Source organism: Clavibacter michiganensis subsp. insidiosus (genome assembly GCF_002240565.1).
In the GTDB taxonomy this organism is placed as follows: domain Bacteria; phylum Actinomycetota; class Actinomycetes; order Actinomycetales; family Microbacteriaceae; genus Clavibacter; species Clavibacter insidiosus.
The window spans coordinates 993,189-1,017,366 of sequence record NZ_MZMO01000001.1; the positions used below are offsets into that span (position 1 = coordinate 993,189).

Below are 24,178 nucleotides of genomic sequence, written 5' to 3' on the forward strand. Positions count from 1 at the left end.
GGCCGCCTCCGCTAGACCGCGGCCTTCCGCGAGCTGATCACGCCGGTGTCGAAGCCGACCAGGTGCAGGCCGCCGTGGAACCGGGCGTGCTCGACCTTGACGCAGCGGTCCATGACGACCGTGAGCCCGCGGGCCTCCGCGTCCTCGGCCGCCTCCTGGTTCCAGATGCCGAGCTGCACCCAGATGACGGGCGCGCCGATGGCGACCACGTCGTCCACCACCGAGGGGATGTCGCTCGCCTTCCGGAACACGTCGACGATGTCGGGCACCTCGGGCAGCGACGCGAGGTCGGGGTACGCCTGTCGCCCGAGGATCTCGGTGGCGTTCGGGTTCACGAAGTACACACGGTAGTCGCTCGACTGCTGCAGGTACGTGCCGACGAAGTAGCTGGAGCGGGCCGGGTTCGGCGAGGCGCCGACGATGGCGATGCTCGTCGCGCGGCGGAGGATCGCCTGGCGCTCCTTCGCGCTCGGTCCGGTCCACGTGCGCTCGCTGCGGAGGAGCGCGGCGAGCGGGCTGGAGCGGGGGATCGCGCAGGTGAGGCCGTTCTGGAGCTGCGTGGTCTGGGTGCCGTCGGCGTCGCCCCCTCCGGCTGGCGCTGTGGCGACCGGCTCGGCGGGAGCGGATGCCTCCGTGTCGGCTGCCTGCGCCTCGGCAGCGTCGCCCGCCGCGCGGTCGGCGGCCTCCTCGGCCGGGTCGAGCGGCTCGAGGTCGGCCGCGTCCGCGGCCGGGTGGGGCGTGGATCCGGTGCGCTCGGGCGGCACGCCGCCGGTGTCGAAGCTCACTTCGCTCCCTCCGTGGCGGCGGCGAGCGCCTGGTCCAGGTCGTGGATGATGTCGGCGACGTCCTCGATGCCGACGCTGATGCGGACGATGCCGGGCAGCACGCCCGCGTCCACCAGCTGCGACTCGCTCAGCTGCGCGTGGGTCGTGGAGGCCGGGTGGATGACGAGGGTCTTCGCGTCGCCGATGTTGGCGAGGTGGCTCGCGAGCTCGACCGACTCGATGAAGCGCTGGCCCACCGCGCGGCCGCCCGCGACCTCGAACGTGAACACGGATCCGGGTCCCGTCGGCAGGTACTTGCGCGCCCGCTCGTGGTGCGGGTGCGCGGGGAGGCCGGCCCAGTTGACGGCCGTGATGCGCGGATCCGCATCCAGCCACTCGGCGACGGCCCGCGAGTTGTCGATGTGCGCCTGCATCCGGTACGGCAGCGTCTCGACGCCCTGCGCGAGCAGGAACGCGGAGTGCGGTGCGAGCGCGGGCCCGATGTCGCGCAGCTGCTCGGCGCGGAGGCGGGTGAGGAACGCGTACTCGCCGAAGTTGCCGGTCCAGTTGAGGCCGCCGTAGCTCGGCACGGGCTGGTCCAGCAGCGGGAAGCGCGCGCTCCCCCAGTCGAAGAGGCCCGACTCGACGACCACGCCGCCGAGCGTGGTGCCGTGCCCGCCGAGGAACTTCGTGGCCGAGTGGATGACGATGTCGGCGCCCCACTCGATGGGCCGGTTGAGGTACGGGGTCGCGATGGTGGAGTCGATGACGAGCGGGACGCCGGCCGCGTGCGCCACGGCGGCGAGCCCCTCGATGTCCGCGATCTCGCCCGACGGATTCGCGACGGTCTCCGCGAAGACGAGCTTCGTGCGGTCGGTGATGGCGGCGGCGTAGTCGGCCGGATCGCTCGACTGGACGAAGGTGGTCTCGACGCCGAAGCGGCGGAGGGTCACGTTGAGCTGGGTGATGGATCCGCCGTAGAGGTTCGCGGAGGCGACGATGTGGTCGCCGGCGCCCGCGAGCGAGGCGAAGGTGATGTATTGCGCGCTCAGCCCGCTCGCCGTGGCGACCGCGCCGAGGCCGCCCTCGAGGCTGGCGACGCGCTCCTCGAAGGACGCGACGGTGGGGTTCGACATGCGCGAGTAGACGTTGCCGTACTTCTGCAGCGCGAAGCGCGCGGCGGCGTCGGCGGTGTCGTCGAAGACGAACGCGCTCGACTGGTAGATGGGGAGGGCGCGCGCGCCCGTGGTGGCGTCGGGGATGTTGCCCGCGTGGATCGCCCTCGTCTTGAACCCGTACTCGCGATCGACCATGGGGACGACGCTAGCCCGCGCTCCCGACGGTTCCCCGGCCGGGCCGTAACGGGGCGACATGCGGACGGGCGAGGCCGAGCATCAGCTCAGGCGCACGGCCGCGAGGGCGAGGCCCGCGATGAGCGCCCAGGAGAGGAGGCCGGCGGCGAGCGCGGATCCGCCCTGGCCGACGAGCTCGCGGAGGCGCACCGCGGATCCGAGCGCCACGAGCGCGATCGCCAGCAGCGCGGTCTGCACGACCTGCGCGGCGTCGAGCACGCCGACCGGGAGCGGCACGAAGGTGCGGATCAGCACGGCCGCGAGGAACCCGAGCACGAACAGCGGCACGATCGGCGGGCGCGCGGCGCCCGCGACGCGGCCCTCGCGGCGGCGCATCACGAGGCCCGCGACGGCGACGACGGGCGCGAGCAGCAGCACGCGCGTGAGCTTGACGGCGATCGCGATGGTGAGGGCCGCGGATCCCGCGATCTGCGCGGTCGCGACCACCTGCCCCACGTCGTGCACGCCCGCGCCCACCCAGTGCCCGAAGGCGACGTCGTCGAGGCCGAGCGGTCCGGCGAGCGGCGGCAGCACGGCGATCGCGAGGGTCCCGCAGAGGGTGACGAGCGCGACGGGCGCGCCCTGGTCGGCGGGCTTCGCGCGCGTGACGCCGGCCATGGCGCCGATCGCGCTCGCGCCGCAGATGGAGCACCCGGTCGCGAGCAGGAGCGGCTGCTGGCCCGGCATGCGGAGCGCGCGGGCGATCGCGTAGGTGCCCGCGAACGCGAGCACGACGACCGCGACCACGAGTAGGACCGCGCGCCAGCCGAGCCCGACGATGTCCGAGAGGCCGAGCTGCAGGCCGAGGAGCACCACGCCGATCCGCATCAGCCGCTTGGAGGCGAGCGTGAGGCCGGGCTTGAGCGCGCCGGTGAGCGCGGGCCGGGCGGCCGGGATCTGCGCGGCGACGATGCCCAGCGCGACCGCGACGGTGAGCAGCGGGATCGCCGGGACGAGCGCGTGCACGCCCCACGCGACGAGCGCCGCCGCCGCCGCGGCGCCGAGGCCGGGGAGCGCGGGGTGGAGGCGGGTGGCGGTGGCGGGCATCAGATCCAGCCCGAGGGGATCCACGCGTGTAGCCGCCAGAACCAGGTGGGCACGAGCTGCCCGGTCCACAGCGGGTAGAAGAACGCGCTGACGAGGGCGCACACCACGAGGACCACGCCCACGATCACGATGCCGCGCGTGCGGCGGGGCCGGGGATCGCCGCGGTCGCCGAGGATCATGCCGAGCACCATCGCGAGGCACAGGATCAGGTACGGCTCGAAGGCGATCGAGTAGAACTGGAAGACCGGGCGGTTCACGTAGAGCAGCCACGGCAGGTACCCGACGACCATGCCCATGAGCACGAGGCCCACGCGCCACTCGCGGCGGGCGGCGAGCCGGTAGACGAGGTAGCGCATCGCGGCCACCGAGAGCCACCAGATGATGGGATTCGCGATCGAGGTGATGGACGCCGAGCACGCGTCGATCGTGCAGCCCGACTCCCCGTAGCCGTAGCCCTCGTAGTAGAACTGCGTCGGCCGGTAGAGCAGGAGCCAGAGGCGCGGATCCGCGCGGTACGGGTGCGTGACGTCGAGCCCCACGTTGAACGCGTACTGCTGCGCGAGGTAGTGCCAGAGGCTCTGGATCGACAGCGGCACCCACGCGAGGCCGCCCTGCCACGCGTTCGCGCCCTCCGCCGCCCAGTCGCGGAAGTACCCGTTCGATGTGGCGAACCAGCCCGCGTAGGAGGCGAGGAACGCGGCGATCGCGGGCGGGACGAGGAGGAGGAACGACACGGGCCCCTGCACCGCGGCGCCCGCCGTGAACCACGCGGCGAGCCCGTGGCGGCGGCGCAGCAGCATGTCGGTGATCACCACGTAGAGGCCGAAGCCCGCGAGGAAGAAGATGCCGGACCACTTGACGCTGGAGGTCACGCCGAACGCGAGGCCGGCCGCGACGAGCCACGGGCGCCACAGCACGACCGGGCCGAACTCCAGCGGCCGCGCGTCCACGGGGCGCGCCGCCCGACGGCGTTCGAGCAGCGCGGTGAAGCGGCGCTCGTGCCAGGTGCGGTCGAGGAGGATCGCGCCGAAGCCGAGCAGGCCGAAGAACATCACGTGCGTGTCGAGCAGCGCGATGCGGCTCATCACGATGGCGTGGCCGTCGATCGCGAACAGGAAGCCGGCGATGGTCGCGACGACCGCGGAGCCCGTGAGGCGGCGGGCGATGAGCATCAGGAGGACGACCGCGAGCGTGCCGACGACGGCGGTCGCGATGCGCCAGCCCACCGGAGCCGCCGCGCCGAAGACCGCGAGGCCGAGCGCGATGATCCACTTGCCGAGCGGCGGGTGCGCCACGAACGCGGGTGCCTGGAGGTAGCCGTCGGTCTGCCCGGCGATGAAGTCGGGGTTCGGATCCGTGGGCCACGAGCCCTCGTAGCCGAGGTGGAGGAGGGTCCACGCGTCCTTCACGTAGAAGGTCTCGTCGAACACGAGCGTGGCGGGGTGGCCGAGGCTCTGGATCCGGAGGACCGCCGCGAGCAGCGTGATGGCGATGGGGCCGCCCCCGTGCCACGCGCGGCGGCGGGCGGGTGTGGAGACGAGGCGCGCCCACAGGTCGTCGAGGCGGGATCCGCGGGCGGTGACCGCGCGCTCGTCGGCGCGCTGGGCAGCCCGGGCCGGCGTCGCGTCCGGAGCGTCGGCGGGCTCGGGGATCACGTATGCCGCGACGGGAGCGGCCGTGCCGTCGTCCCCGTGCTCGGCGGGGCGGTGGGGCGAGTCGGGCACGGCTCATCATCGCACGCAGGTGCGCGGGCGCCCGGGTCGCGGACGCTCCGCGGCTCCGGGGCGTCGGGACCCCGTGAGGTTCCGGACGGGGGCCGTAGGAGTCCCGTGAGCGGGCTCGCGGGCGGGATCCGCGCGGAGGTGGACTGGGCGCATGCCCTTCCCGTGCCGCGTCCCTCCCGTCCCCACCCGCGCGGCGGAGGCGCGGCGATGAGCGTGATCGCGGCCGTCGCGACGCCGCGCGCGGGTGCGGCGACCCCGGCGGTGCCGGCCGCGCCCGCCGTGCTCGACGACGTCGTGGTCGCCGGGGTCTCGATGCGGCGGCTCGTGGAGGTGTGCGGCACGCCGTGCGTCCACTCGAACGAGGCGCTGGGGATCCGCGACGACGCGGACGGATGCGGCGCGCTCGTGGTCGTGGCGGTGACGGCCGTCCTCGTGGGGCCCGGCGGGGAGCGCGTCGTCTGCGTCGACGGGCACCTCGACGGCGTGGACGCGCGCTGGTCGGAGGCGCGCGTCCTCGGCCGGCCGGTCGGCGGCCGGTCGGTGGCGCGGATCGTCGCGGCCTCACCGACCTCGGGGACGACCGCGGTCGCGCTCCCCGACGACCTGGCGCTCGGGGACCTCGTCGTCGTGCCGTGCGGCGGATCGCCCGCCCTGCACGACGTGCGGCTCGGCGGGCGTCCCGTGGGCACCGAGCGCCTGGGCGGGCGCGGCGCGGGGGAGCGCCGCGTGCCGCCGCGTCGTCGGCGGAGGCACTGAGGTGCGCGCGCCGCTCCTCGACCCGTCCGCCGGCGGCAGCCGTTCGCGGACCCCGCGCATGGCGTTCGCGGGCGACGACATCCCGGCGCTCGCCGACCTGCGCGCCGCCCTCCAGGACCGGGGCGACGAGGATCCGCGTCCCGTCCGCGCCCTGGTCGTGGGCGTCGACGCGCAGGCCGGCGGGATCCGCGGGGTGCACGCCGCCGCGCGCTGCCTCCGCGCCGTGCGCGTGCCGGACCACCTGCCGCAGCTACGGCACCTCGTGGTCGTGGTCGGCGGCCGCATCGGCGCGATCCGGCCGGACCTCCGCGCGCTCGACGCGTGGGTGGTGCGCACGCACGCGGGGCTCGAGCGCACGCGCGGCGCGGACGTCGCCGTGACGGGGATCCTGGTGTCCGGCTGCGTGACGCCCCGGCTCCTCACGAACCGGGTCGTCGACCTCGTCCGGCACCCGATCGCGGCGCCGCGGATCGCCGTGGCGTGGGCGGACATCCGCGACCGGCGGATCCGCGACGTCGCCCTGGAGGCGTGGTGCTGATCCGCCGTCCGGCGATCCCGCGGCCCGGGGGCCGGGCGGCCTAGGCCTCCTCGGCCTCCGGCTCCTCGTCGAGCAGCAGGAACAGGCCCGCGTAGGGCTCGAGCTGCACGGGGAAGCTGGACAGGTCGTCGACCGTGCCGACCTCCTCGCCCGAGGTCGCGTCGCGCACGACGCGGCGGGCGGGGAGCTCCTCGGAGCGGACGGTCGCGACGATCGCCTCGCCCGTGAAGTTCAGCACCGTGAGCTGCAGGCGCGCGTCGGCCTCCGGGTCGCCGTTGTCCAGGCGGTGCACCATCACCAGCATGCCGGGGTGGCCGACGTCGGGGACGTCGAGCTGCGTGCCGAGCGCGACGTCGAAGCGCTCGCGCACCTCGAGCACGCTGCGGAGCCCGGACGCGAACGACGACGGGTCGCCGACCTGCGCGGGCAGCGATCCGTAGAGCGAGCGGCCGCGCGGCATCCCGGATCCGGACCCGGTCGCCTCGGGCGCCGCGTCGAGCAGGTCGTGCCCGCCGCGGTGGACCCAGCGGGTGTCGCCGCCCTCGATGAGGTCGGCCACCTGCGACGCGTGCAGCGGCAGCACGCCGAGCAGGTCCCACGCGGAGAGCGCGAAGACGCCCGGCTGCCACGCGTTGAACTTGGCGAGCAGGAGGTGCGCGGCGCGGATCCCGGCGACGTCGCCATCGCCGATCGCGTCGAGCGTCGTGAAGCCCTGCGCGGCCGCGATGACGGACGCCGTGGTGCAGGCGATGCCGTTCGTCGTGAACACGTGGTTGTAGTCGGCGCTGTCGCCCGTGAGCTCCTCGAGGAGGTCGCCGCGGATGGTCTCCGCGAGATCCGCCCCGGTCATCTCGTCGCCGCGGAACGGGAACACGTCGGCGCAGTGCTCGGTCGCCCAGTGCACGAGCTCGTAGGTGAGCTCGTCGTGGTTCTGGAGCGCGTGCACGAGGGTGACGGGATCCACGCCGACCTCGAGCGAGGTGCGGAGCGTGAGGCGCAGGAACTCGGTGTCGCCGGTCGCGAGCGCGTGCTGGTACGCGGGCCGGTTGATGAAGTCGTAGGAGAGGTCGGCGCCGACGCGGCCGGTGTCGCGGATGTCCTCCATCGTGAGGTTCAGCTCCTGGAAGGAGAATCCGCCGACCTTGCGCACCATGCTCGCGATGAGGTGGTTCGCCGCCTCCGAGAGCGGGTGGCCCTCGGACCACGCCGGGCCCTCGACGCTCTTCTCCACGCCGAGGAAGCCGTTGGCGTCGAGCCGGAGCGCGCTCGCGCCGAGGTCGCCGAGCGAGTGCAGCGCGTCGCCGATGACCATGCGCATTCCGGCGAACGTGGGGTCGAGCCAGTTGATGGAGGGCTGGCCCTGCTTGAAGTAGTGCAGGTAGACCCAGCGGCGGGTGCGGCCGTCGACGCCGAGCACGGGCGCGGTCGCGCTCCAGTTGGTCTCCTTGACGCCGGGCGCGTAGAAGATCACGCGCTGCAGGCGGCCGATGATGTAGCCCTGGTCGGCGAGCGCCTGCTCGGCGGCGACGTCGAGGTTCACGGCGTCGCGGCCGGGGAGCACGTCGGGCAGGAGGCCCCAGTCCTCCTCGGGGATCTCGACCATGTGGTAGATCCCGGGGAAGTCCTTGTAGCCCATCTCCGCGAGGCGGAAGTCGGCGCCCTTGCCGGTGTGGCCGGGCACGATGTCGTCGATGACGCTGCCGCCGTGCCGGTCGGCGACCTCGGTGAGGCGTCGGAACTCGTCCTCCGTGCCGAACGCGGCGTCGATCTGGGTGCTGATGCGGTCGAAGTGGCCGTCGACGCTCGCGGTCTGCGACCACTCGGTGATGCCGCCCGCGAGCTTCACGGGGCCGGTGTGCACGGCCTCGATGCCGATGGACTGGAAGATCTCCCACAGCTGCGGGTCGCCGAGCGCGCCGAGGTACGACTCGCCCTCCTTCGTGATGAGCGAGATCGGGTAGGCGGTGAACCAGACCGACGCGGTGTCGATGGCGCGGCGCGCGTCCGGCCGGGCGTACGGGTTCGACCACATGCTGGGCGAGCCGGAGAGGCCGCGGCTCAGCACGTCGGCGTCCCCGAGCATCGACTGGCGGCGGAGCCACTCCACGTAGGAGGGGTTCGACGCGTCGGCGGCGCGCGGGTCGTTCGACGAGCGGCGGATCCCGCTGGCGCGCAGCTGCGGACGGGCGCGGAGACGGGCGGGGCGGGCCGGGAAGCGCTCCTCGTCGTACGTGATCTCCGTGGGCTCCGGCTCGGGGATCGCGTTCGTCTCGATGGCGTCGTCCACTGGTGCTCCTCGGGGTGGTGGTTCGTCGCGCCCGATCCGGGCGGCGTCGGCCCGCGGGGCCGCTGTGACGAGCGTACGCAGGATGGCGGGTGGCGTGCGGCCACCGCCGTGCTGCGCACCCGCCGTGCCAGCATGGATCCGTACCCGTCGTCGAGTCCCGCCGCATCGTCCCCGTCCCGCCGGGAGCGGCGTTCGCGATCTCGCAGACGCAGGGGGCGATCCGGAAGCGGTGGGATCCCTTCATCGCGCACCAGCACCTCATGGGCGGCGCGACGGAGCCCGCCAAGGGCGTCCGGACGTTCACCGTCTCGCGCCTCGGTCTCAGCATGGTGAGCGAGTACGTCTCGCACCAGCCGCCGTCGAACGTGGGCATGACGATGACGCAGGGGTCGTGGTTCTTCGCGCGCATGGGCGGCGGATGGCGGTTCGCGCCCGTCGAGGGCGAGCCCGGGCAGACGCTCGCGACCTGGCGCTACAACCTCGCGTGCCGGCCCGCCTGGCTCGCGCCCGTCGCCGAGCGCATCGGCGCGTGGATCCTGCAGCGCGACATGGACCGGAGCATCGACGGGTTCGCGCGCGGGTGCGCGGATCCCGTGGTGCTGGCGCACGTGGGTCCGGGCGCCGTCATGTCCGACGGGAGCTGACGCGTGTTCCTGCGGAGCCGGTCGCGCGGGCGCGACACCTTCGGCTTGGTGATCCTGGGGGTCGGCCTGTGCGTGGTGTCGGTGCTCGGGCTCACGGGCGTCTTCGGCGAGATCAGCAGCGCCGGGCGCGGTTCGACGATCGTGCTCCTGGGCGTGCCCATCGGCCTCGTCGTGATCGGCATGGGGATCGCGAACGCCATCCGCGGCTGGAGCGACCCGGGCGACGCCGAGGTCGACGATCCTCCCCATGCCGGCGACCGATCCGGCCTGCCCGACCCGGACGGGACCGGCCCGGACCGCACCCGCCCGGATGGGATGATCGACCGGTGATCATCCTCGGCGCGACCCCCATCGGCAACCTGGGCGACGCGTCGCGGCGGCTCGTGGAGGCGCTGTCCTCCGCCACGGTCATCGCCGCCGAGGACACCCGCACCACCATCCGCCTGCTCGGCGCGCTCGGCGTCGAGAACCGGCCGCGCCTCATCGCGCTGCACGACCACAACGAGCAGGAGCGCTCCGCCGACCTCGTCGAGCTGGCGCGCGAGACCGACGTGCTCGTCCTCTCCGACGCCGGCATGCCCGCGATCTCCGACCCCGGCTTCCACCTCGTGGAGGCGGCGGCCGCGGCGGGTGTCCGCGTCACGGTGATCCCCGGCCCGAGCGCCGTCCTCAGCGCGCTCGCCGTGTCCGGCCTCCCCACCGACCGCTTCACGTTCGAGGGCTTCCTGCCGAGGAAGGGCGGCGACCGGCGCCGCGTGCTCCGCGAGCTCGTGCGCGAGCGCCGCACCATGGTCTTCTTCGAGTCGCCGAACCGGCTGCAGGCGTCGCTCGAGGACGTCGTCGCCGAGTGGGGCCCGGACCGCCGGCTCGTCGTGTGCCGCGAGCTGACGAAGCTGTACGAGGAGGTGCGCCGCGGATCCGCCGCCGAGCTCGCCGCCTGGGCCGCCGAGGGCGTGCGCGGCGAGATCGTCGTGGTCGCGGAGGGCGCCGCGGCCCTCGAGGTCGACCTCGCGACCGGCGTGACCCAGGTGCTCGAGCTGGTCGCCGACGGCGCGCGCCTCAAGGACGCGGCCGGCACCATCGCGGAGGCGACCGGCCTCGGCAAGCGCGACCTGTACCAGGCGGCGCTGCAGGCCAGGTGACGCACCGGCGCCACGCGGGCGCCGGACAGCCGGTCCCGCGGGACGGGCACTCTCGCGCGCACGCGGAGCGCGTCGCCTGGATCAGCGCGCTCGACATCCACGGCCACGGCGCCGGCCGCCCGGACCACGTGGTGGCCGTAGACGACCTGCAGCCGCTCGCGGAGTCGCCCGACCGGGTCGCGGATGCCGCGGTCAGCCGTCGCCGAGATCGGCCCAGCCCGGGTAGCGCGCGCTCAGGGCGCGGGCGCTCTCCCGGAACGCCTCCGCCCACGGGGTCTGCCGACGGCGCGCGCTCCAGGCGAGGCCGATCTCGCGGGAGGCGAGCGACGACGCGATGGGCACGGACACCACGCGCGGGTTGATGGTCGTCTCGTTCGGGAGGATCGCCACGCCGAGGCCGCTCGCCACGTAGTCGCGCACGGTCTGCGCGTTGTCGGCCTCGAGGAAGATCGCCGCGCGGAACCCGGCCTCCGCGCACAGCGCATCGGCGAGCTGTCGCGTGGAGTAGCGCGGATCCAGGGCGAGGAAGCCCTCGTCGGCCGCCTCGGCGAGGTCGATGCTGTCGCGTCCCGCCAGCCGGTGGTGCGTGGGCATCACGAGGCTGAGGGCCTGCCTGCCGAGCGGCATCCAGCGGAACCCCTCGCCCGGATGCGGGGCCAGCACCGCGATGTCCACGCCGCCTCCGCGCAGCTCCTCCACGAGACGCACGCCGGATCCCTCGTGATGCACCACGTGCACGGCCGGCTCCGCGGCGTGGAACGCGGATACGAGCTCCCCCACCACACTCGGGCCGAGCGAGTGCAGGAAGCCGACCGTGAGCACCGGCGGGGCCCCGCCGCCCACCGCCTCCGCGAGCGCCAGGCGGAGGTCCTCGAGCGCCGCGCGGGCGGCCTCGGCGATGAGCGCCCCCTCGGCCGTGAGCTGGACCTCGCGGCCGACGCGACGGAACAGCGCGACGGCCGCCTCCTTCTCCCACCTGGCCATGGCGCGGCTGAGAGTCGGCTGGCTCACACCGCTGACGGCGGCGGCGCGTGTCACGTTGGTGTCGTCGCCGAGCGCGGCCCACTGCAGCAGGGCGGGTGCGAGATCGGCCAGGAGGTCGGACGCGGGATCCGATTCATTCATGTCCGCATGACGTTATCAGCGCTGCATTGGTCGGGTCGACGGGTCCGCAGGAGCCTTGTCGGGTACCGAACGGAAAGGCACCTCCATGGTCCTCACCATCGCCACCGCGCTCCTGCCGGTGTTCTTCGTCATGGCGCTCGGCTTCTTCGCCGGCAAGCGCCGGATCGTCGACAACTCGGACGTCGGCAGCCTCAACCACCTGGTGATGCTGTTCGCGCTCCCCATCTCCCTCTTCACGGCCATCGCCGTCACCGACCGCTCGGTGATCCTCGCGAACTGGTGGCTCGCGGTCGTGCTCGTCATCGTGATGGTGCTCACCTACGCCATCGTCTACGTCGCCCAGACGCGGATCGCGAAGCTCTCGCCGGGCGACGCCGCCGTGCAGACCCTCACCACGGCGTTCCCGAACTACGCCGCCATCGGCCTCCCGCTCACCGCCGCCGTCTTCGGACCGAGCGCGGCGCTCGCGGTGGCCGTGGCCATCGCCGCGGGCTCGGTGACCATCTCGCCGCTCACGCTCGCGCTGCTCGAGAACGCGCGGGCCACGGAGGCGGGGGAGACGGGATCCACCGGTCGCCGCTTCCTCACCGCGCTCGGCAGGAGCGTGCGCAAGCCCATCTTCCTCGGCCCGGTGCTCGGCCTCGTCTGGTCGCTCCTCGCGATCCCCGTGCCGGACCTGCTCTCCACCACGCTGCGGGAGATCGGGGGAGTGGCCGCGGGCGTCGCCCTGTTCCTCACGGGCCTCATCCTCGCGGCGCAGCGGATCCGCATCACGGGCAACGCGGTCGTCTCGAGCCTCGTGAAGACCGTGGCCCAGCCGATCCTCGGCCTCCTCGTGATCGTGGTCCTGCGGGTGCCGCAGCCGTTCGCCGGCCAGGCCCTCCTGCTGCTGTCCATCCCGGCCGGGTTCTTCGGGATCCTCTTCGGCCTCAACCACAAGCTCCGGCCCGCGGTGGCCGGATCCACGCTCGTGCTCTCCAGCCTCATGTCGATCGTCACGCTGTCCATCGCCATCGCGCTGCTCTCGGGCACGGGCTAGGTCGCCGCCTCCACCCCATCCATCCCGCATCCGCTCCCGAACCGAGGAGATCCACGTGACCCCCGAGAACGATCCCACCCGCTGGCAGACCCGGCGCCTCCGCAAGCAGGAGCGCATGTCCGCCGCAGCCCCTCTCGCCGACGGCATGGTCGTCGCCACCGAGGACGCCGTCCGTCTGCTCGAGGCGGTCATCCGCCCGGGCGACAAGGTCGCGCTGGAGGGCGACAACCAGAAGCAGGCCGACTTCCTCTCCCGCGCGCTCGCCGAGGTGGATCCGGGCCGCGTGCACGAGCTGCACATGCTCATCTCCTCCATCTCGCGGCCCGAGCACCTCGACCTGTTCGAGAAGGGCATCGCGTCGAACGTGGACTTCGCCTACGCCGGCGCGCAGTCGACGCGCGTGGCGACGCTGCTGGCCGAGGGCACGATGAAGGTGGGCGCGATCCACACCTACCTCGAGCTGTACGCGCGCCTGCTCGTCGACCTCATCCCCGACATCGCGCTCGTGGCCGCCGACCGGGCCGACCGGAACGGCAACCTCTACACGGGGCCGAACACGGAGGACACCCCGACCATCGTCGAGGCCACCGGGTTCCGCAGCGGCATCGTCATCGCGCAGGTCAACGAGCTCGTGGACGACCCGGCCGACCTGCCGCGCGTCGACATCCCCGGGTCCTGGGTCGACTTCGTGATCGTGGCCGACCGGCCGTTCCAGGTCGAGCCGCTGTTCACGCGCGACCCCCGGAAGATCACCGACGTGCACGTGCTGCTCGCGATGCTCGCCATCCGCGGCGTCTACGAGCGGCACGAGGTCACGAGCCTCAACCACGGCATCGGCTACGACACGGCGGCCATCGAGCTGCTGCTGCCGACGTACGGCGAGAGCCTGGGCCTCCGCGGCCGGATCGCGCGCAATTGGGCGCTCAACCCGCACCCCACGCTCATCCCGGCCATCGAGGCCGGCTGGGTGGAGAGCATCTCGTCGTTCGGCGGCGAGGTCGGCATGGACCGCTACGTGGCCGCGCGCTCCGACGTGTTCGCCACCGGGCACGACGGCTCGCTGCGCTCGAACCGCGCGCTCGCCCAGACCGCCGGCCTCTACGCGACCGACATGTTCATCGGCTCGACCCTGCAGATCGACCCGCTCGGCAACTCCTCCACCGTCACCGACGGCCGCCTCTCCGGGTTCGGCGGCGCTCCGAACCTCGGCAACGACCCGCGCGGCCGCCGCCACCCGACCCCCGCGTGGCTGAGCCTCGCCGAGGCCGACGGGCAGCTGGGCGTTGTCCGAGGCCGCAAGCTCGTGGTGCAGATCGCGGAGACGTACGGCGCGGGCGCGACCCCGAAGTTCGTCGAGCACCTGGACGCGGTGGGCGTCGGCGAGAAGGCCGGCATGCCCATCGCGCCCGTGATGATCTACGGCGACGACGTGACGCACGTCGTGAGCGAGGAGGGCGTCGCGTACCTCTACAAGGCGCGTGACCTCGAGGAGCGGCGCCAGGCCGTGACCGCGCTCGCGGGCGCCGGCCCCGTCGGCTCCGAGTCGACGCCGGCCCAGCGCGCGCAGCTGCGGCGGGACGGGATCCTCGCGACCCCCGAGGACCTCGGCGTCCGCCGCACGGACGCGAACCGCTCGCTGCTCGCGGCGAAGAGCGTCGAGGACCTCGTCACGCTGTCCGGCGGACTCTACGACCCGCCCGCGAAGTTCCGGAGCTGGTGATCGCCGTGACGATGATCGACGTGCGTCCCGCGTCCGCCGCGGGCGCAGCCGCCACCCGCCGGCGGGTCGACGAGCTCGCCGACCACGCGGTCGCGGCGCTCACGGCCGAGGCGACGCTCACGCCCAAGCCCGGGCTCGTGGATCTCCGCGGCCCCGGCGCGCACGACGACATGGACGTGGAGACCCTCATCCGCTCGGCCGAGTCGCTGCGCGGCACGTTCCGCGAGCTCGCCGCGGCGGGCGTCGGCAGCCGACCCGGGCCGGACCTCCGCGAGCGGCTCGCGGAGATCGGCCGACGCGGTGAGGCGGCGATGATGGCCGCGACCGGCGGCGTGAACACGCACCGCGGCGCGATCTGGGCCCTCGGGCTCGTCGTCGCCGCGGCCGCAGCGGATCCCACGGGCACGCCGGGCGATCTCGTCGCCTCGGCCGCCGCGACCGCCCTGCACCCCGACCGCCGGGCGCCGCAGCCGACGACCCCGGGATCCCTCGTCCGCGCGCGCTACCGGGTGCCGGGCGCCGTCGGGGAGGCGCAGGCCGGGTTCCCGCACGCGATCCTGGGCCTCGACACCATGCGCGCCCGGCTCGCCGCGGGAGCGCCCCCGACCGAGGCGCATCTGGATGCGCTGCTCGCGATCGTGGCCGTGCTCGACGACACCTGCCTCCTCCACCGCGGCGGCGTCCACGGCCTGCGGGCCGCGCAGGTCGGCGCATCCCGTGCGCTCGACCTCGGCGGCGCGTCCACCGCGGCCGGCGCCCTGGCCCTCGCGCGCCTCGACGCGCAGCTGACCGGCTCCCGCCTCTCCCCCGGCGGCAGCGCGGACCTCCTCGCGCTCGCGCTCCTCCTCCACGCGCTCGAGAGCGCGCCCCTCGACACCTCCCACCCCATCCTCCGGAAGGACACCTGATGCAGACCCTCCGCATCGACCACCCCGCCACCCGGCCCCTCGCACGCAACGTGCACGTGGGCGCCGTGGCCTCGGGTGACCTCGAGATCCTCATGACGCCCGTGCCCGACGGCACCTCGGCCGAGGTCGTGGTCCGCACGAGCGTCGACGGCTTCGACGACGTCTGGCGGCGCGTGCTCGACCGCTTCCTCGACGTGTCGGCCCTCGTCGCGCACTACGAGATCAACGACTTCGGCGCCACGCCGGGCATGGTCGCGCTGCGGCTTGCCCAGGCGCGCGAGCTCGCCGACGACGCGGCGGAGGCCGCGGACCAGCAGGACGGAGACGCACGATGACCGGCACCCTCACCCCCGCGTTCACGGAGCTCCGGGCGCGCGAGCGCGTCGCCGCCGTCCTCGACGCGGGCACCTTCCGCGAGATCCTCGACCCCTTCGCGGGTCTCGAGTCGCCCCACCTCGCCCCGCAGGGCATCGTCCCGCAGAGCGACGACGGCGCGGTCGTCGGCCGCGGCACCATCGACGGCGTGAGCGCCGTGGTGGTCGCGCTCGACGGCGGCTTCCAGGGCGGCGGCATCGGCGAGGTGTCGGGCGCCAAGCTCGCCGCGTCGCTCGAGCGCGCCATCGACGACAACCGGCGGGGGATCCCGACGCGTGCCGTCATCCTGCTGGAGACCGGGGGGATCCGGCTGCAGGAGGCGAACCTCGGCCTCCTCGCCATCGCCGACATCCACGCCGCCATCGTGGAGCTGCGCTCCTACGGGCCCGTCGTGGGCGTGGTCGCGGGCACGGTCGGCTGCTTCGGCGGCATGGCCATCGCGGCCGGGCTCACGAGCCACCTCATCGTCACGCGCGGCGGACGCGTCGGCCTCAACGGCCCCGAGGTCATCGAGACCGAGGCGGGCGTCGCCGAGCTCGACTCCTCGGACCGCTCGCTGATCTGGTCCATGATCGGCGGCGAGCAGCGCCAGGCCGTCAGGCAGGCTGAGATCCTCGTGGCCGACGCGGTCGACGAGCTCGCCGCGGCCGTGCACGGCGTGTTCGCCGCGGCATCGGACGGGACGCCGCAGCCCGTCGCCCGCGCCGCCCGCATCGACGAGGCCGAGCGCGTGCTCGCCGCCATCGACCCCACCACCCGGCCGACGCCCGCCGACGTCCGCGCCCTCACGACAGGAGGCTCGCTGTGAGCACCGACCCCGCCGCCCCGCTCTTCGGCACCGTCTGGTTCGACGCGCTCGCCGCATCCGCCGACGCGCCCTTCCCCGGCGCTCCCGGCTCGCTGCGCATGGGCGAGGTCGCGCTCGACGACGGCTCCGCCGCGGCGCTCGTCGCCGTCGTCCCGGACGCCGACGCGCGGTTCCCCCGCGCCCGCTCCGGCGAGGTCGGGCTCGAGGAGGGCTGGGGACTCGCGCGCGCAGTGACCGCCCTCGTGGATGCCGACGCGTCAGCCCCGACCCGCCGCCCCATCGTGATCGTGGTCGACGTGCCGAGCCAGGCCTACGGCTACGTGGAGGAGCTCCTCGGGATCCACCAGGCGCTCGCCGCCTCCACGAACGCCGTCGCCTCGGCCCGGCTCGCGGGCCACCCCGTCGTCGCGCTCGTCGTGGGCAAGGCCATCTCGGGCGCGTTCCTCGCGACCGGGCTGCAGGCCAACCGCATCGTGGCGCTGGATCACGACGGGATCGCCGTGCAGGTGATGAGCAAGCAGTCGGCGGCCCGCATCACGCGCCGCACGATCGCCGAGCTCGACGCGGCGGCCGACGCGATCCCCGCCACCGCCTACGACGGCGCCTCGTTCGCGAAGCTCGGCGCGGTGGCGGACCTCGTGTCCGTCGAGCAGCCGGCCGCGCCCACGGACGCGGACGTCGCCGCGGCGCGCACCGCAGTCTCAGTCGCCGTAGCCGACGTGCGCGCCGGATCCGTCGACCTCGGCTCGCGCCTCACGTCGCCCGGAGGCCGGGATCAGCGCGCCGCCTCCGTGCTCGTGCGCGAGAGGGTCGCGGAGGCATGGGACCTCTGACCCCCGAGCGGCGACCGCGCCCGCACGATCTCGTGCGGGCGCGGTCCGTCGATGACCTGCGCCCGGCCGACGCGAGCGCGCCCCGGCCCGCCTGGGTCCCGGAGGCGCTCACCCGCGGCGATGCGCCGTGGGCGGTCGTCCGCCGAGGTGCGCCCGCCGGCGCCGCCGTGCTCGTGGGCGTGCGCGGCTCCACCCGTTCCGAGCGCTGGGCCGCCGAGCTGGATCCGTCCGCCGTCCGCGACGTCGTCCGCCCGGCGGACGTGCCGCGCATCCCGCGCGCGGGCCGCGCCGCCCTCCCGGTGTTCGCCGCCCTCGCGCGCGTCGCGCCCCTGCTCGACGCCGTGGCTCCGGGAGCATGGGGTCCCGTGGGCAGCTGCGCGTACGAGCTCGTGAACGGCATCCCCGTGGTGCGCGACGGGAGTGACCTCGACCTCGTGATCGACGCGCCGACCCCGCTCGATGCCGCCGAATGGATCCGGGTGGCCGCCGCCCTGCGCGCCGCCGCGGGCGACGTGCGCGCCGACGTGCAGGTCCTCACGCCGCACGGCGGCTTCGCGCTCGACGAGTGGACGCGCGCCGGATCCGCGGGCGTCGCCCTCCGCACCGACGCCGGTCCCCGCCTCGTCGCGGATCCGTGGGCCACACCGGCGGGAGGCGGGCGATGAGCACCACCGCCGTCCTCTTCCCTGGCCAGGGCGAGCAGCGCCCCGGGATGCTGCACGAGCTGCCGCCCGAGGGCGACGCCGTGCTCGCGGCAGCCGCCGACGCGCTCGGCGAGGACCCGCTCCTCCTCGACGCGCCCGACGTGCTGCACGGCACGCGCGCCACGCAGCTCGCTCTGCTCATCGCCGGGGTCTCCTGGTACCGCGCCGCCGTCGCGCGCGGCCTGGCCGTCAGCTACCTCGGCGGGCACTCCATCGGCCACTGGGCGGCCGCGGTCTCCGCCGACGCCCTCGACCTGCCCGACGCCCTGCGGCTGGTGGCGCTCCGCGGCGAGGCGATGCGGGCCGCGAGCCCGACGGGATCCGGCATGACCGCGGTGCTCGGCCTGCGCGAGGAGGCCGTGGAGCGCGTCGCCGCCAGCGCGCGCGACGCGGGTCTGCTCGCCTGGAGCAGCAACGTCAACGCCGACTGGCAGGTGGCCGTGTCGGGTACGGAGCCCGGCCTCGACCGCGTCAGCGAGCTCGCGCGCGCCGCCGGGGCGCAGCGCGTGGTCCGCCTCGCCGTCGAGGTGCCCGCGCACAGCCCGCTCATGGCACCGGCGGCCGAGCGCCTGCATCGCGCGCTCGACGGGATCGAGGTGCGCCGCCCGTCGCTGCCGCTCGTCGGCAACCTCACCGGGCAGACGCTGTTCACGGCCGACGCGCTCCGGCGCGAGCTGTGGCTTGGCATCGAGCGCCCGGTGCGCTGGCGGGACGGCACGCGCGTGCTCGCCGAACGCGGCGTGACCCGCTGGCTCCAGGTGCCGCCCGGCCGGTCGCTCGAGCGGCTCGCGTCGGCCCTGCCGGATGCGCGCGCGCTCGCGGTGGACGACGTGGGCCTCGACGAGGCGGTCGCTCGGCTCGCCCGGAGCTGAGCCGTGCGGTCCCGCTCCAGCGCCTCGGCGATGCCAGGACGTACGCGCGGATCCCGATCATGGCGCTCCTCCTCGTCGCCGGCCGCCGAGCGCCGTGCGCCGCCCTCAGTCCGACGGATCCTGTGCCCGGCGCTCCCGGAACGCGACCATGTTCATCCGGTTGCCGCAGCGCACGCTGCAGAACCGCTTCGAGCCGTTGAGGGAGAGGTCGACGAGCACGCCGTCGCAGTCGTCGGCGGCGCACTCGCGGAGGCGGTCGGTGGCGTCGGAGCGCACGACGTCGACGAGGGCCATGGCGGCCTCCACGAGGATCCGGTCGGCGAGCGGCGCGTCCTCCGGGGTCGCGTGCAGGTGCCAGTCGAGGGCGTCGTGCCGCACGAGCCGGGGTGCGGCGCGGTGGCGCGCGAGCAGCTCGTTGACGGGATCCACCATGGCGTCGCGGTCGAGTCCCCAGATCTCCCGCAGGCGGGCGCGGGCGCGGTGCACCTCGCGCAGCTCGCGGTCGTCGCGGTCGAAGCGGCCGGAGAAGCCGCTGCGGGTCATGAGGTCGGCGAGCTGCTCGGGGGTCGCCAGCAGGTCGTCTCCCGAGCGGGTGGCGCGCGGGGCCGTGTTGAGGATCACGGCGTCGAACGTGAGCACGTCCTCCGTGTCAGGGGTGAAAAGCAAGTTGACTCCTTATCCGAGACCAGTCTAACGTCAGGACCGTAGGCCGCATGGCCCCTGACGAGACGAGCGCACCATGGAACGACGCCACCTGACCACCGGACTCGTCCTCGCGGTCGTCGCCGCGGCCTCCTTCGGGTTGTCGGGCGCGTTCGTGAAGCCGCTGCTCGAGGCCGGGTGGAGCCCGGTCGCGGCCGTCGCGCTGCGGGCGCTCATCGGCGGGCTGCTGCTGGCGCCGATCGCGCTCGTGCAGCTGCGCGGCGACCTGCGGCCCGTGATCCGGGCGTGGCGGCGGGTGCTCGGCATGGCGCTCGTGGGCGTCGCGGGCGCGCAGGTCATGTACTTCGCGGCCATCGAGCGGATCCCCGTCGGCACGGCCATCCTCATCGAGTTCATGGCGCCGCTGCTGCTCGTGGCGGTGGCGTGGGCGATGACGCGGCGGCGGCCCGCGGTGCCGGTGCTCCTCGGATCCGTCGCCGCGGCGGGCGGGCTCGCGCTCGTGGTGTCGCCGTCGGGCGGTGGGGCGCTGGATCCCGTCGGCCTCCTCTTCGCGGTCGGCGCGATGGTCGGCTGCGCCGGCTACTTCGCCATCGCGGCGCGCGGCGCGGACGGCCTGCCGCCGGTGGCGCTCGCGGCCGCGGGACTGCTCGTCGCGGCGGTGCTGCTGGCGTTGGTCGGCGTGACGGGGATCCTGCCGTTCACCGGATCCGTCGCCGACGTCGTGATGCTCGGGAGCGTCGTCCCGTGGTGGGTGCCGATGCTCGTGGTCGGCGTGGTCGCGACCGCGCTCGCGTACGGCGCGGGGATCACGGCGGGCGCGATGCTCGGATCGCGTCTCGCGTCGTTCACGGGCCTGCTCGAGGTCGCGGCGGCCGGTGCCTGGGCGTGGCTGCTGCTCGGCGAGGAGCTCACGGCGCTGCAGCTGGTGGGCGGGGTGCTGATCGTGGCGGGCATCGTCGCGGTGCGGTTCGACGCGCGGGCGGAGGCGCTGCCGGTGGGCGGGGAGGCGGGCGCGGCTGCTGCGGCGTCGGCCTAGTCCGCGTGGGACGCGCTACGGCGCCGGCGACTCCGCCGCGTCGACCGGCTCGAGGTGCCGCAGCACGCGCTTGAGGTGCATGGCGGTGAGCACGCCGGGTCCCATCGCCTGACCGAGCTCCTGCGCCCGCCGGTCGACCGCCTCGACGAGCAGGCGCACCTGTCGCGCCGCCTCGCCCATCGCGCGGTGGCGCTCGGGGGAGTCCGGGTCCTCGAGGTCGAGCACGCCCGCGACCGCGTGGCACGCGTCGCGGATCGGCCCGGTGATCTCGCGGTCGAGGCCCAGCGCGCCCCGCTCCTGCCAGATGGTGTCCGCGAGCGCCGCGGAGATGTCGCGGACGTGGAACACGATCTGGTCCATCGCCTCCAGCCGGGCGTGGTCGATGCGGATGTCGCGCTTGTTGACGAGCGCGCGCGGGTTGCCCTTGCGGCTCTCGTCGGCCTCGCGGAGCTCGGCCCGCACAGCGCGGGCGGTGCCGGCGAGGTCCTCGCTGGCGCGGATCCAGTCGGCGTGCGCGGGCGGGGAGTCGGCCTCGACCGCGTCGCCCACGTCCCGCAGCCGGTCGGCCACCTCGCGCTGGAACGCGCTGATCCGCGCGCCCGCGGCCCCGCTCGACAGTTGCGGTGCCACGAGCACGTTGATGAGGAGGCCCGTCACGACGCCGACCGCCATCTGCACGAGGTACCCGAGCGAGTAGGTGTCGGCCTCCTGCCCGCCGATGATCAGCACGAACAACGCCGCCATGGGCACGTACTCGCGGCCGGCGCCGAACCAGCCGGAGCCGGAGAGGATCACGCCGATGCCGACGATTACGGGGATCGACCACCACGAGGGGCCGGTGGTGAGGATCACGGCGGTCGCGAGCACGATGCCCGCCGCGAGGCCGAGCAGCGTCTGGAGGCCGGTGCGCGCGGATCCCATGAGCGTCGGGTACATGCTCACGAGCGCGCCGAGCGGCGCGTAGTAGGGGTACTCGTTCGCGACGCCGGGCACGAACGGCGCGACGGCCCACGCGATGCCGACCGCGAGCGTGGTCTTGGCGGCGAGCAGGAGCCGGTCGGGGGAGACGGAGGCGTGCCAGGCGCGCGCGACCTCGAGCCGTGCCCTGTCCATCCGCATGTGCCGAGGCTATCGAGGCGGGGAGCGCCGGGCCGCATCGGGCGTCGCGCTCCCCGCGCGTGATCAGGCGCGCGTGGCCTCGATCACCATGTCGTCGCGCGACGGGCTGCCGTCCGGGCGCTGGAGGCACGTGATGACGACGAGGCGGCCCGGGGTGTCGGCCCAGACCTCGGCGTCGTTGGGGAGCTCGCCCTTGGGCACCGCGCGGCTGGATCCCACGGCGTAGTCGACGCCCGCCACCTCGATCACCGCGCCGGGGGCGACGCTCGCGCTGCCCGCCCGGTCGTCGATGAGCAGGTCGCCGGGACCGGTGCCGCCGCCGCGGATCGAGTGCATCACGACGAAGACCGTGCCCCTCGCCGCGTCCTCGGGCGCGACGCCGAGGTCGCGCACGCGGTACGCGGAGGAGAAGCCCGGGGGATCCACGACGCCGCCGACCACGTCGACCGCGCCGAGCGGCACGTCGAGCCCGACCGAGGGGGCGCGGAACCGGCCGAGGCCGGAGTCGACGGACGTGGCCGCGTCGGCGCTCGCCGCGGGAGCAGGCACGTCGGCCTGCACCGGGGCGCCGGCGAGGTCGCGCGGGAGGTCGGACGCGCCCGGCCACCCGCCGACCGCGGCCAGCGCGCCCGCGACGACGGCCGCGGACGCGACGACGATCCCGGCGGCGGCGAGGAGCCGCCGCCGGGCCGCCGGGCCAGCCGTCGTCACAGGGGTCGTCACGGCCTGCGCAGCGCGGCGCGACGGCGCGCGACCGTGCGGCCCGCGATCGCGACGAGGCCCGCGAGCCCGAGGGCGGCGAGCGCGAGGCCCGGCCACGGGTCGGTGGCGACGGACGTGCCGCCGGTCGCGACCGCGGGGCCCGCGTGGCGCGCGCCGGTCGCCGTCGCCGTGACGGCCGAGACGGCCGAGACGGCCGCGGCGCTCACGGTGATGGTCGCGGGATCCGAGACCGCCCGGCCCTGCGCGTCCACGAGGGTCAGCGTGTGCGTGCCGGGGTCGGTGCCCGCGGGGATCGTGACGGTGCCCGCGGCGGTGCCGTCGGAGGCCGCGGTGACGGAGCCGACGTCGGTCGGCGTCGAGTGCAGGACCACGCGGTAGGTCGCGCCCGGGGTGAGGTCGGCGGCGCGGATCGCGACGGTGCCGCCCGCGGTCGGCGCGGATCCCGTCGGCAGCGCGATCTCCGCGAGCCCGGCCGTGATCCGGTACGTGCGTGTCGTGCGCCCGTCCGCCGCGGTCACCGTGACGGTGACCGTGCGGCCGTCGACCGCGACGGACGACGTGGCGGATCCGTCCGCGGTGGTCACCCGGACGTCGCCGGCCGCGAGGGCGGGGAGGCCGACGAGCACGACGGCCCCCGCGGGTCCGGCCGCGTCGCCGAGCGGCACGGTCACGCCGCCCACGGCGATGGAGGCGGCTGCCGCGTCGTCCGAGACGAGGAGCTGCGCGCGGAGGGCGCTGACCTCCTGGTCGTCGACGCCGAGCGTGGTGCGGATGTAGGAGTCCATCCCCGCGTAGCGCGACGCGATGCCGGCCTCGAACGTGCCCTGGAGGAGCGCGGGCTTGGCCCAGTCGACGCCGAGCTGCGTGTTCGAGAGCAGGTAGTCGTGGAGGATGTCGGAGCTGCCGACGCCGAGGATCCGGTCGAGCAGGTCGATGACGGTGCCCGTGCGGTCCATGCCGTGCGAGCAGTGGATGAGGATCGTGCCGTTGCCGGTGTGCGACGCGATGGCCTGCAGGATGCTGCGGTACGCGCTGATCATGACGCCCGGGTCCTGGGCGTCGACGTGGCCCTTGTCGATGAGGTCGCGGTACATGACGGTGTCGTCCGGGTAGTCGCCGTCGGCGCCGAACATCGAGATGGCGACCGTCTTCGCGCCGGGGATCGGGACGTCGGGCTTGGCCTGGATCTGGCCGGGCGTGCGCAGGTCGATCACCAGGTCGACGTGGTGCGCGCTCGCGAGCGTCGCGGCGCCGGCCGCGGTGATCTTGTCGAGCGACTCCGTGCGGATCAGGCGGCTCGCGGCGACGGTGCGCCCGTCGACGCCGGTGTACGCGCCGAGCTCGCGGCCGTTGACGAGGCCGGGCACGTCGGTGATGAGGTGGTCGCGCGCGGTGGGCGCGGGCTGGAGCGCGGGGTCGGCGGCGGCGTGCGCGGCGGGTGCGCCGATGCCGACGGAGAGCACCACGGCGGCGGCCGCCGCGGTGAGGGCGCCGATGCGCGCGGGGGCGGCACGGCGGGCAGGGGGGATCGTCACGTTCGTCCTTCTGTGGGGAGGGGATGCGCGCGGGGGGGGGGGGCGCAGGCCGGCCGCGCAGACGCGCGGGAGCTCGGCATCAGGATCATCGGGCGCGGCACGACCCCGTGCATGAACGGGATGTTCTGCTTCCGTGAACTCGCGGTCGCCCGGCTCGTGACCGGCCTGCAGGACGTCCGCACGCGATGGAGCCGGGCATTGCCATGCCTTGCGTCGCAAGGCATGCTGGCGGCGTGGCCAGCGACTCCGAGAAGGTCCTGACGAACCTCCGCAAGGGGGTGCTGGAGTCCGGAACCGCCTTCCTCATGACCCCGCCCGTCGCGATCGCGCACTTCGTGGCGCTCGTGCTCGCGCTGGTCGCCCTCCTCCGTGCCCCGAAGGTGCTGCGGGTCGGTCGGCGATGACCCGTCACGAGGACCGTCGGATCCGTGAGGTGCGGCTCCGGCCCCGACGAGGAGAGGTGC

The 24,178-nt window shown here is 74.7% G+C and carries 25 protein-coding genes; 15 read left to right on the forward strand and 10 right to left on the reverse strand.

Annotated features, from left to right (window positions below):
- Window positions 1-11 precede the first annotated feature (11 nt).
- The 4 genes from B5P21_RS05025 to B5P21_RS05040 form a co-directional block, all read right to left on the reverse strand.
- Complete coding sequence (locus B5P21_RS05025) at window positions 12-530, reverse strand: CoA-binding protein (protein ID WP_045530462.1); 519 nt, start codon at window positions 528-530, stop codon at window positions 12-14.
- Window positions 531-781: 251 nt separating this feature from the next.
- Window positions 782-2,077: an O-acetylhomoserine aminocarboxypropyltransferase/cysteine synthase family protein gene (locus B5P21_RS05030; RefSeq protein ID WP_045529008.1), complete on the reverse strand. Its 1,296-nt coding sequence runs from the start codon at window positions 2,075-2,077 to the stop codon at window positions 782-784.
- 81 nt (window positions 2,078-2,158) lie between these two features.
- Window positions 2,159-3,163 (reverse strand): YeiH family protein, encoded by a 1,005-nt coding sequence (locus tag B5P21_RS05035; RefSeq protein ID WP_094170854.1) that lies wholly within the window; start codon window positions 3,161-3,163, stop codon window positions 2,159-2,161.
- Complete coding sequence (locus B5P21_RS05040) at window positions 3,163-4,887, reverse strand: dolichyl-phosphate-mannose--protein mannosyltransferase (protein WP_094170855.1); 1,725 nt, start codon at window positions 4,885-4,887, stop codon at window positions 3,163-3,165. The genes B5P21_RS05035 and B5P21_RS05040 overlap by 1 nt, the downstream gene beginning before the upstream one ends.
- A 105-nt stretch (window positions 4,888-4,992) precedes the next feature.
- Here B5P21_RS05040 and B5P21_RS05045 point away from each other — a divergent pair, with 105 nt between their 5' ends.
- Window positions 4,993-5,643 (forward strand): hypothetical protein, encoded by a 651-nt coding sequence (locus B5P21_RS05045; RefSeq protein WP_236688688.1) that lies wholly within the window; start codon window positions 4,993-4,995, stop codon window positions 5,641-5,643.
- Between the two features lies 1 nt (window position 5,644).
- The gene (locus B5P21_RS05050; protein ID WP_045529003.1) at window positions 5,645-6,181 is read left to right on the forward strand and encodes a hypothetical protein; all 537 of its coding nucleotides are present in this window, start codon (window positions 5,645-5,647) and stop codon (window positions 6,179-6,181) included.
- Window positions 6,182-6,221: 40 nt separating this feature from the next.
- Here B5P21_RS05050 and treS read toward each other — a convergent pair whose 3' ends face one another.
- Window positions 6,222-8,468 (reverse strand): maltose alpha-D-glucosyltransferase, encoded by a 2,247-nt coding sequence (treS, locus tag B5P21_RS05055; RefSeq protein WP_094170856.1) that lies wholly within the window; start codon window positions 8,466-8,468, stop codon window positions 6,222-6,224.
- An 89-nt stretch (window positions 8,469-8,557) separates the two neighbouring features.
- Here treS and B5P21_RS05060 point away from each other — a divergent pair, with 89 nt between their 5' ends.
- The 3 genes from B5P21_RS05060 to rsmI are packed head-to-tail and all read left to right on the forward strand — an operon-like array spanning window position 8,558 to window position 10,254.
- A complete protein-coding gene (locus B5P21_RS05060; RefSeq protein ID WP_045528999.1) occupies window positions 8,558-9,112 on the forward strand; it encodes an SRPBCC family protein in 555 nt (184 codons plus the stop codon).
- A 3-nt stretch (window positions 9,113-9,115) separates the two neighbouring features.
- On the forward strand, window positions 9,116-9,442 hold the full coding sequence (locus B5P21_RS05065; protein ID WP_045528998.1) for a membrane protein: 327 nt from the start codon (window positions 9,116-9,118) through the stop codon (window positions 9,440-9,442).
- Window positions 9,439-10,254, forward strand: a complete 816-nt coding sequence (gene rsmI, locus B5P21_RS05070; RefSeq protein WP_045528997.1) for a 16S rRNA (cytidine(1402)-2'-O)-methyltransferase — start codon at window positions 9,439-9,441, stop codon at window positions 10,252-10,254. The genes B5P21_RS05065 and rsmI overlap by 4 nt, the downstream gene beginning before the upstream one ends.
- A 192-nt stretch (window positions 10,255-10,446) precedes the next feature.
- On the opposite strand, the gene B5P21_RS05075 is transcribed toward rsmI, so the two are convergent.
- A complete protein-coding gene (locus B5P21_RS05075; RefSeq protein ID WP_045528995.1) occupies window positions 10,447-11,379 on the reverse strand; it encodes a LysR family transcriptional regulator in 933 nt (310 codons plus the stop codon).
- A gap of 85 nt (window positions 11,380-11,464) precedes the next feature.
- On the opposite strand from B5P21_RS05075, the gene B5P21_RS05080 reads away from it, so the two are divergent.
- From B5P21_RS05080 to B5P21_RS05110, 8 genes are read left to right on the forward strand one after another with little or no spacing between them, the layout of a single operon-like run.
- The gene (locus B5P21_RS05080; protein WP_094170857.1) at window positions 11,465-12,418 is read left to right on the forward strand and encodes an AEC family transporter; all 954 of its coding nucleotides are present in this window, start codon (window positions 11,465-11,467) and stop codon (window positions 12,416-12,418) included.
- Window positions 12,419-12,473: 55 nt separating this feature from the next.
- On the forward strand, window positions 12,474-14,138 hold the full coding sequence (mdcA, locus tag B5P21_RS05085; RefSeq protein WP_045528991.1) for a malonate decarboxylase subunit alpha: 1,665 nt from the start codon (window positions 12,474-12,476) through the stop codon (window positions 14,136-14,138).
- An 11-nt stretch (window positions 14,139-14,149) separates the two neighbouring features.
- Window positions 14,150-15,046, forward strand: a complete 897-nt coding sequence (locus B5P21_RS05090; protein ID WP_094171397.1) for a triphosphoribosyl-dephospho-CoA synthase — start codon at window positions 14,150-14,152, stop codon at window positions 15,044-15,046.
- Entirely contained in the window at window positions 15,046-15,381 is a 336-nt protein-coding gene (gene mdcC / locus B5P21_RS16775; protein WP_045528989.1) for a malonate decarboxylase acyl carrier protein, read from the forward strand. The genes B5P21_RS05090 and mdcC overlap by 1 nt, the downstream gene beginning before the upstream one ends.
- The gene (locus B5P21_RS05095) at window positions 15,378-16,229 is read left to right on the forward strand and encodes a biotin-independent malonate decarboxylase subunit beta (protein WP_165770604.1); all 852 of its coding nucleotides are present in this window, start codon (window positions 15,378-15,380) and stop codon (window positions 16,227-16,229) included. Before mdcC ends, B5P21_RS05095 begins: the two co-directional genes overlap by 4 nt.
- Window positions 16,226-17,062, forward strand: a complete 837-nt coding sequence (gene mdcE, locus B5P21_RS05100) for a biotin-independent malonate decarboxylase subunit gamma (RefSeq protein WP_045528984.1) — start codon at window positions 16,226-16,228, stop codon at window positions 17,060-17,062. Before B5P21_RS05095 ends, mdcE begins: the two co-directional genes overlap by 4 nt.
- Window positions 17,050-17,727 (forward strand): malonate decarboxylase holo-ACP synthase, encoded by a 678-nt coding sequence (locus B5P21_RS05105; protein WP_094170858.1) that lies wholly within the window; start codon window positions 17,050-17,052, stop codon window positions 17,725-17,727. The genes mdcE and B5P21_RS05105 overlap by 13 nt, the downstream gene beginning before the upstream one ends.
- The gene (locus B5P21_RS05110) at window positions 17,724-18,638 is read left to right on the forward strand and encodes an ACP S-malonyltransferase (protein ID WP_045530456.1); all 915 of its coding nucleotides are present in this window, start codon (window positions 17,724-17,726) and stop codon (window positions 18,636-18,638) included. The genes B5P21_RS05105 and B5P21_RS05110 overlap by 4 nt, the downstream gene beginning before the upstream one ends.
- A 105-nt stretch (window positions 18,639-18,743) precedes the next feature.
- On the opposite strand, the gene B5P21_RS05115 is transcribed toward B5P21_RS05110, so the two are convergent.
- On the reverse strand, window positions 18,744-19,304 hold the full coding sequence (locus B5P21_RS05115) for a CGNR zinc finger domain-containing protein (protein WP_172457238.1): 561 nt from the start codon (window positions 19,302-19,304) through the stop codon (window positions 18,744-18,746).
- 73 nt (window positions 19,305-19,377) lie between these two features.
- On the opposite strand from B5P21_RS05115, the gene B5P21_RS05120 reads away from it, so the two are divergent.
- Window positions 19,378-20,337 (forward strand): EamA family transporter, encoded by a 960-nt coding sequence (locus tag B5P21_RS05120; protein WP_045528980.1) that lies wholly within the window; start codon window positions 19,378-19,380, stop codon window positions 20,335-20,337.
- A gap of 15 nt (window positions 20,338-20,352) precedes the next feature.
- Here the strand turns inward: B5P21_RS05120 and B5P21_RS05125 are convergent, their stop codons facing one another.
- The 3 genes from B5P21_RS05125 to B5P21_RS05135 all read right to left on the reverse strand — a co-directional run bounded on the left by B5P21_RS05125 (window position 20,353) and on the right by B5P21_RS05135 (window position 23,714).
- A complete protein-coding gene (locus tag B5P21_RS05125) occupies window positions 20,353-21,456 on the reverse strand; it encodes an FUSC family protein (RefSeq protein WP_045528978.1) in 1,104 nt (367 codons plus the stop codon).
- Between the two features lie 63 nt (window positions 21,457-21,519).
- A complete protein-coding gene (locus B5P21_RS05130) occupies window positions 21,520-22,167 on the reverse strand; it encodes a sortase family protein (RefSeq protein WP_045528976.1) in 648 nt (215 codons plus the stop codon).
- 8 nt (window positions 22,168-22,175) lie between these two features.
- Window positions 22,176-23,714 carry a tyrosine-protein phosphatase gene (locus B5P21_RS05135; protein ID WP_045528972.1) on the reverse strand — a complete coding sequence of 513 codons (1,539 nt, stop codon included), beginning with the start codon at window positions 23,712-23,714 and terminating at the stop codon, window positions 22,176-22,178.
- 233 nt (window positions 23,715-23,947) lie between these two features.
- Here B5P21_RS05135 and B5P21_RS16780 point away from each other — a divergent pair, with 233 nt between their 5' ends.
- Window positions 23,948-24,118, forward strand: coding sequence for a hypothetical protein (locus B5P21_RS16780; protein WP_158385408.1), 171 nt, complete (start codon window positions 23,948-23,950; stop codon window positions 24,116-24,118).
- Window positions 24,119-24,178: the final 60 nt, after the last annotated feature.

Coding starts and splice junctions, on each gene's coding strand:
- B5P21_RS05080 (WP_094170857.1), top strand. CDS start 11,465: ATGGTCCTCACCATCGCCACCGCGCTCCTGCCGGTGTTCTTCGTCATG.
- B5P21_RS05120 (WP_045528980.1), top strand. CDS start 19,378: ATGGAACGACGCCACCTGACCACCGGACTCGTCCTCGCGGTCGTCGCC.
- B5P21_RS05105 (WP_094170858.1), top strand. CDS start 17,050: ATGGGACCTCTGACCCCCGAGCGGCGACCGCGCCCGCACGATCTCGTG.
- B5P21_RS05035 (WP_094170854.1), bottom strand. CDS start 3,163: ATGCCCGCCACCGCCACCCGCCTCCACCCCGCGCTCCCCGGCCTCGGC.
- B5P21_RS05125 (WP_045528978.1), bottom strand. CDS start 21,456: ATGCGGATGGACAGGGCACGGCTCGAGGTCGCGCGCGCCTGGCACGCC.
- mdcC (WP_045528989.1), top strand. CDS start 15,046: ATGCAGACCCTCCGCATCGACCACCCCGCCACCCGGCCCCTCGCACGC.
- B5P21_RS05095 (WP_165770604.1), top strand. CDS start 15,378: ATGACCGGCACCCTCACCCCCGCGTTCACGGAGCTCCGGGCGCGCGAG.
- B5P21_RS05075 (WP_045528995.1), bottom strand. CDS start 11,379: ATGAATGAATCGGATCCCGCGTCCGACCTCCTGGCCGATCTCGCACCC.
- B5P21_RS05110 (WP_045530456.1), top strand. CDS start 17,724: ATGAGCACCACCGCCGTCCTCTTCCCTGGCCAGGGCGAGCAGCGCCCC.
- B5P21_RS05090 (WP_094171397.1), top strand. CDS start 14,150: ATGATCGACGTGCGTCCCGCGTCCGCCGCGGGCGCAGCCGCCACCCGC.
- B5P21_RS05030 (WP_045529008.1), bottom strand. CDS start 2,077: ATGGTCGATCGCGAGTACGGGTTCAAGACGAGGGCGATCCACGCGGGC.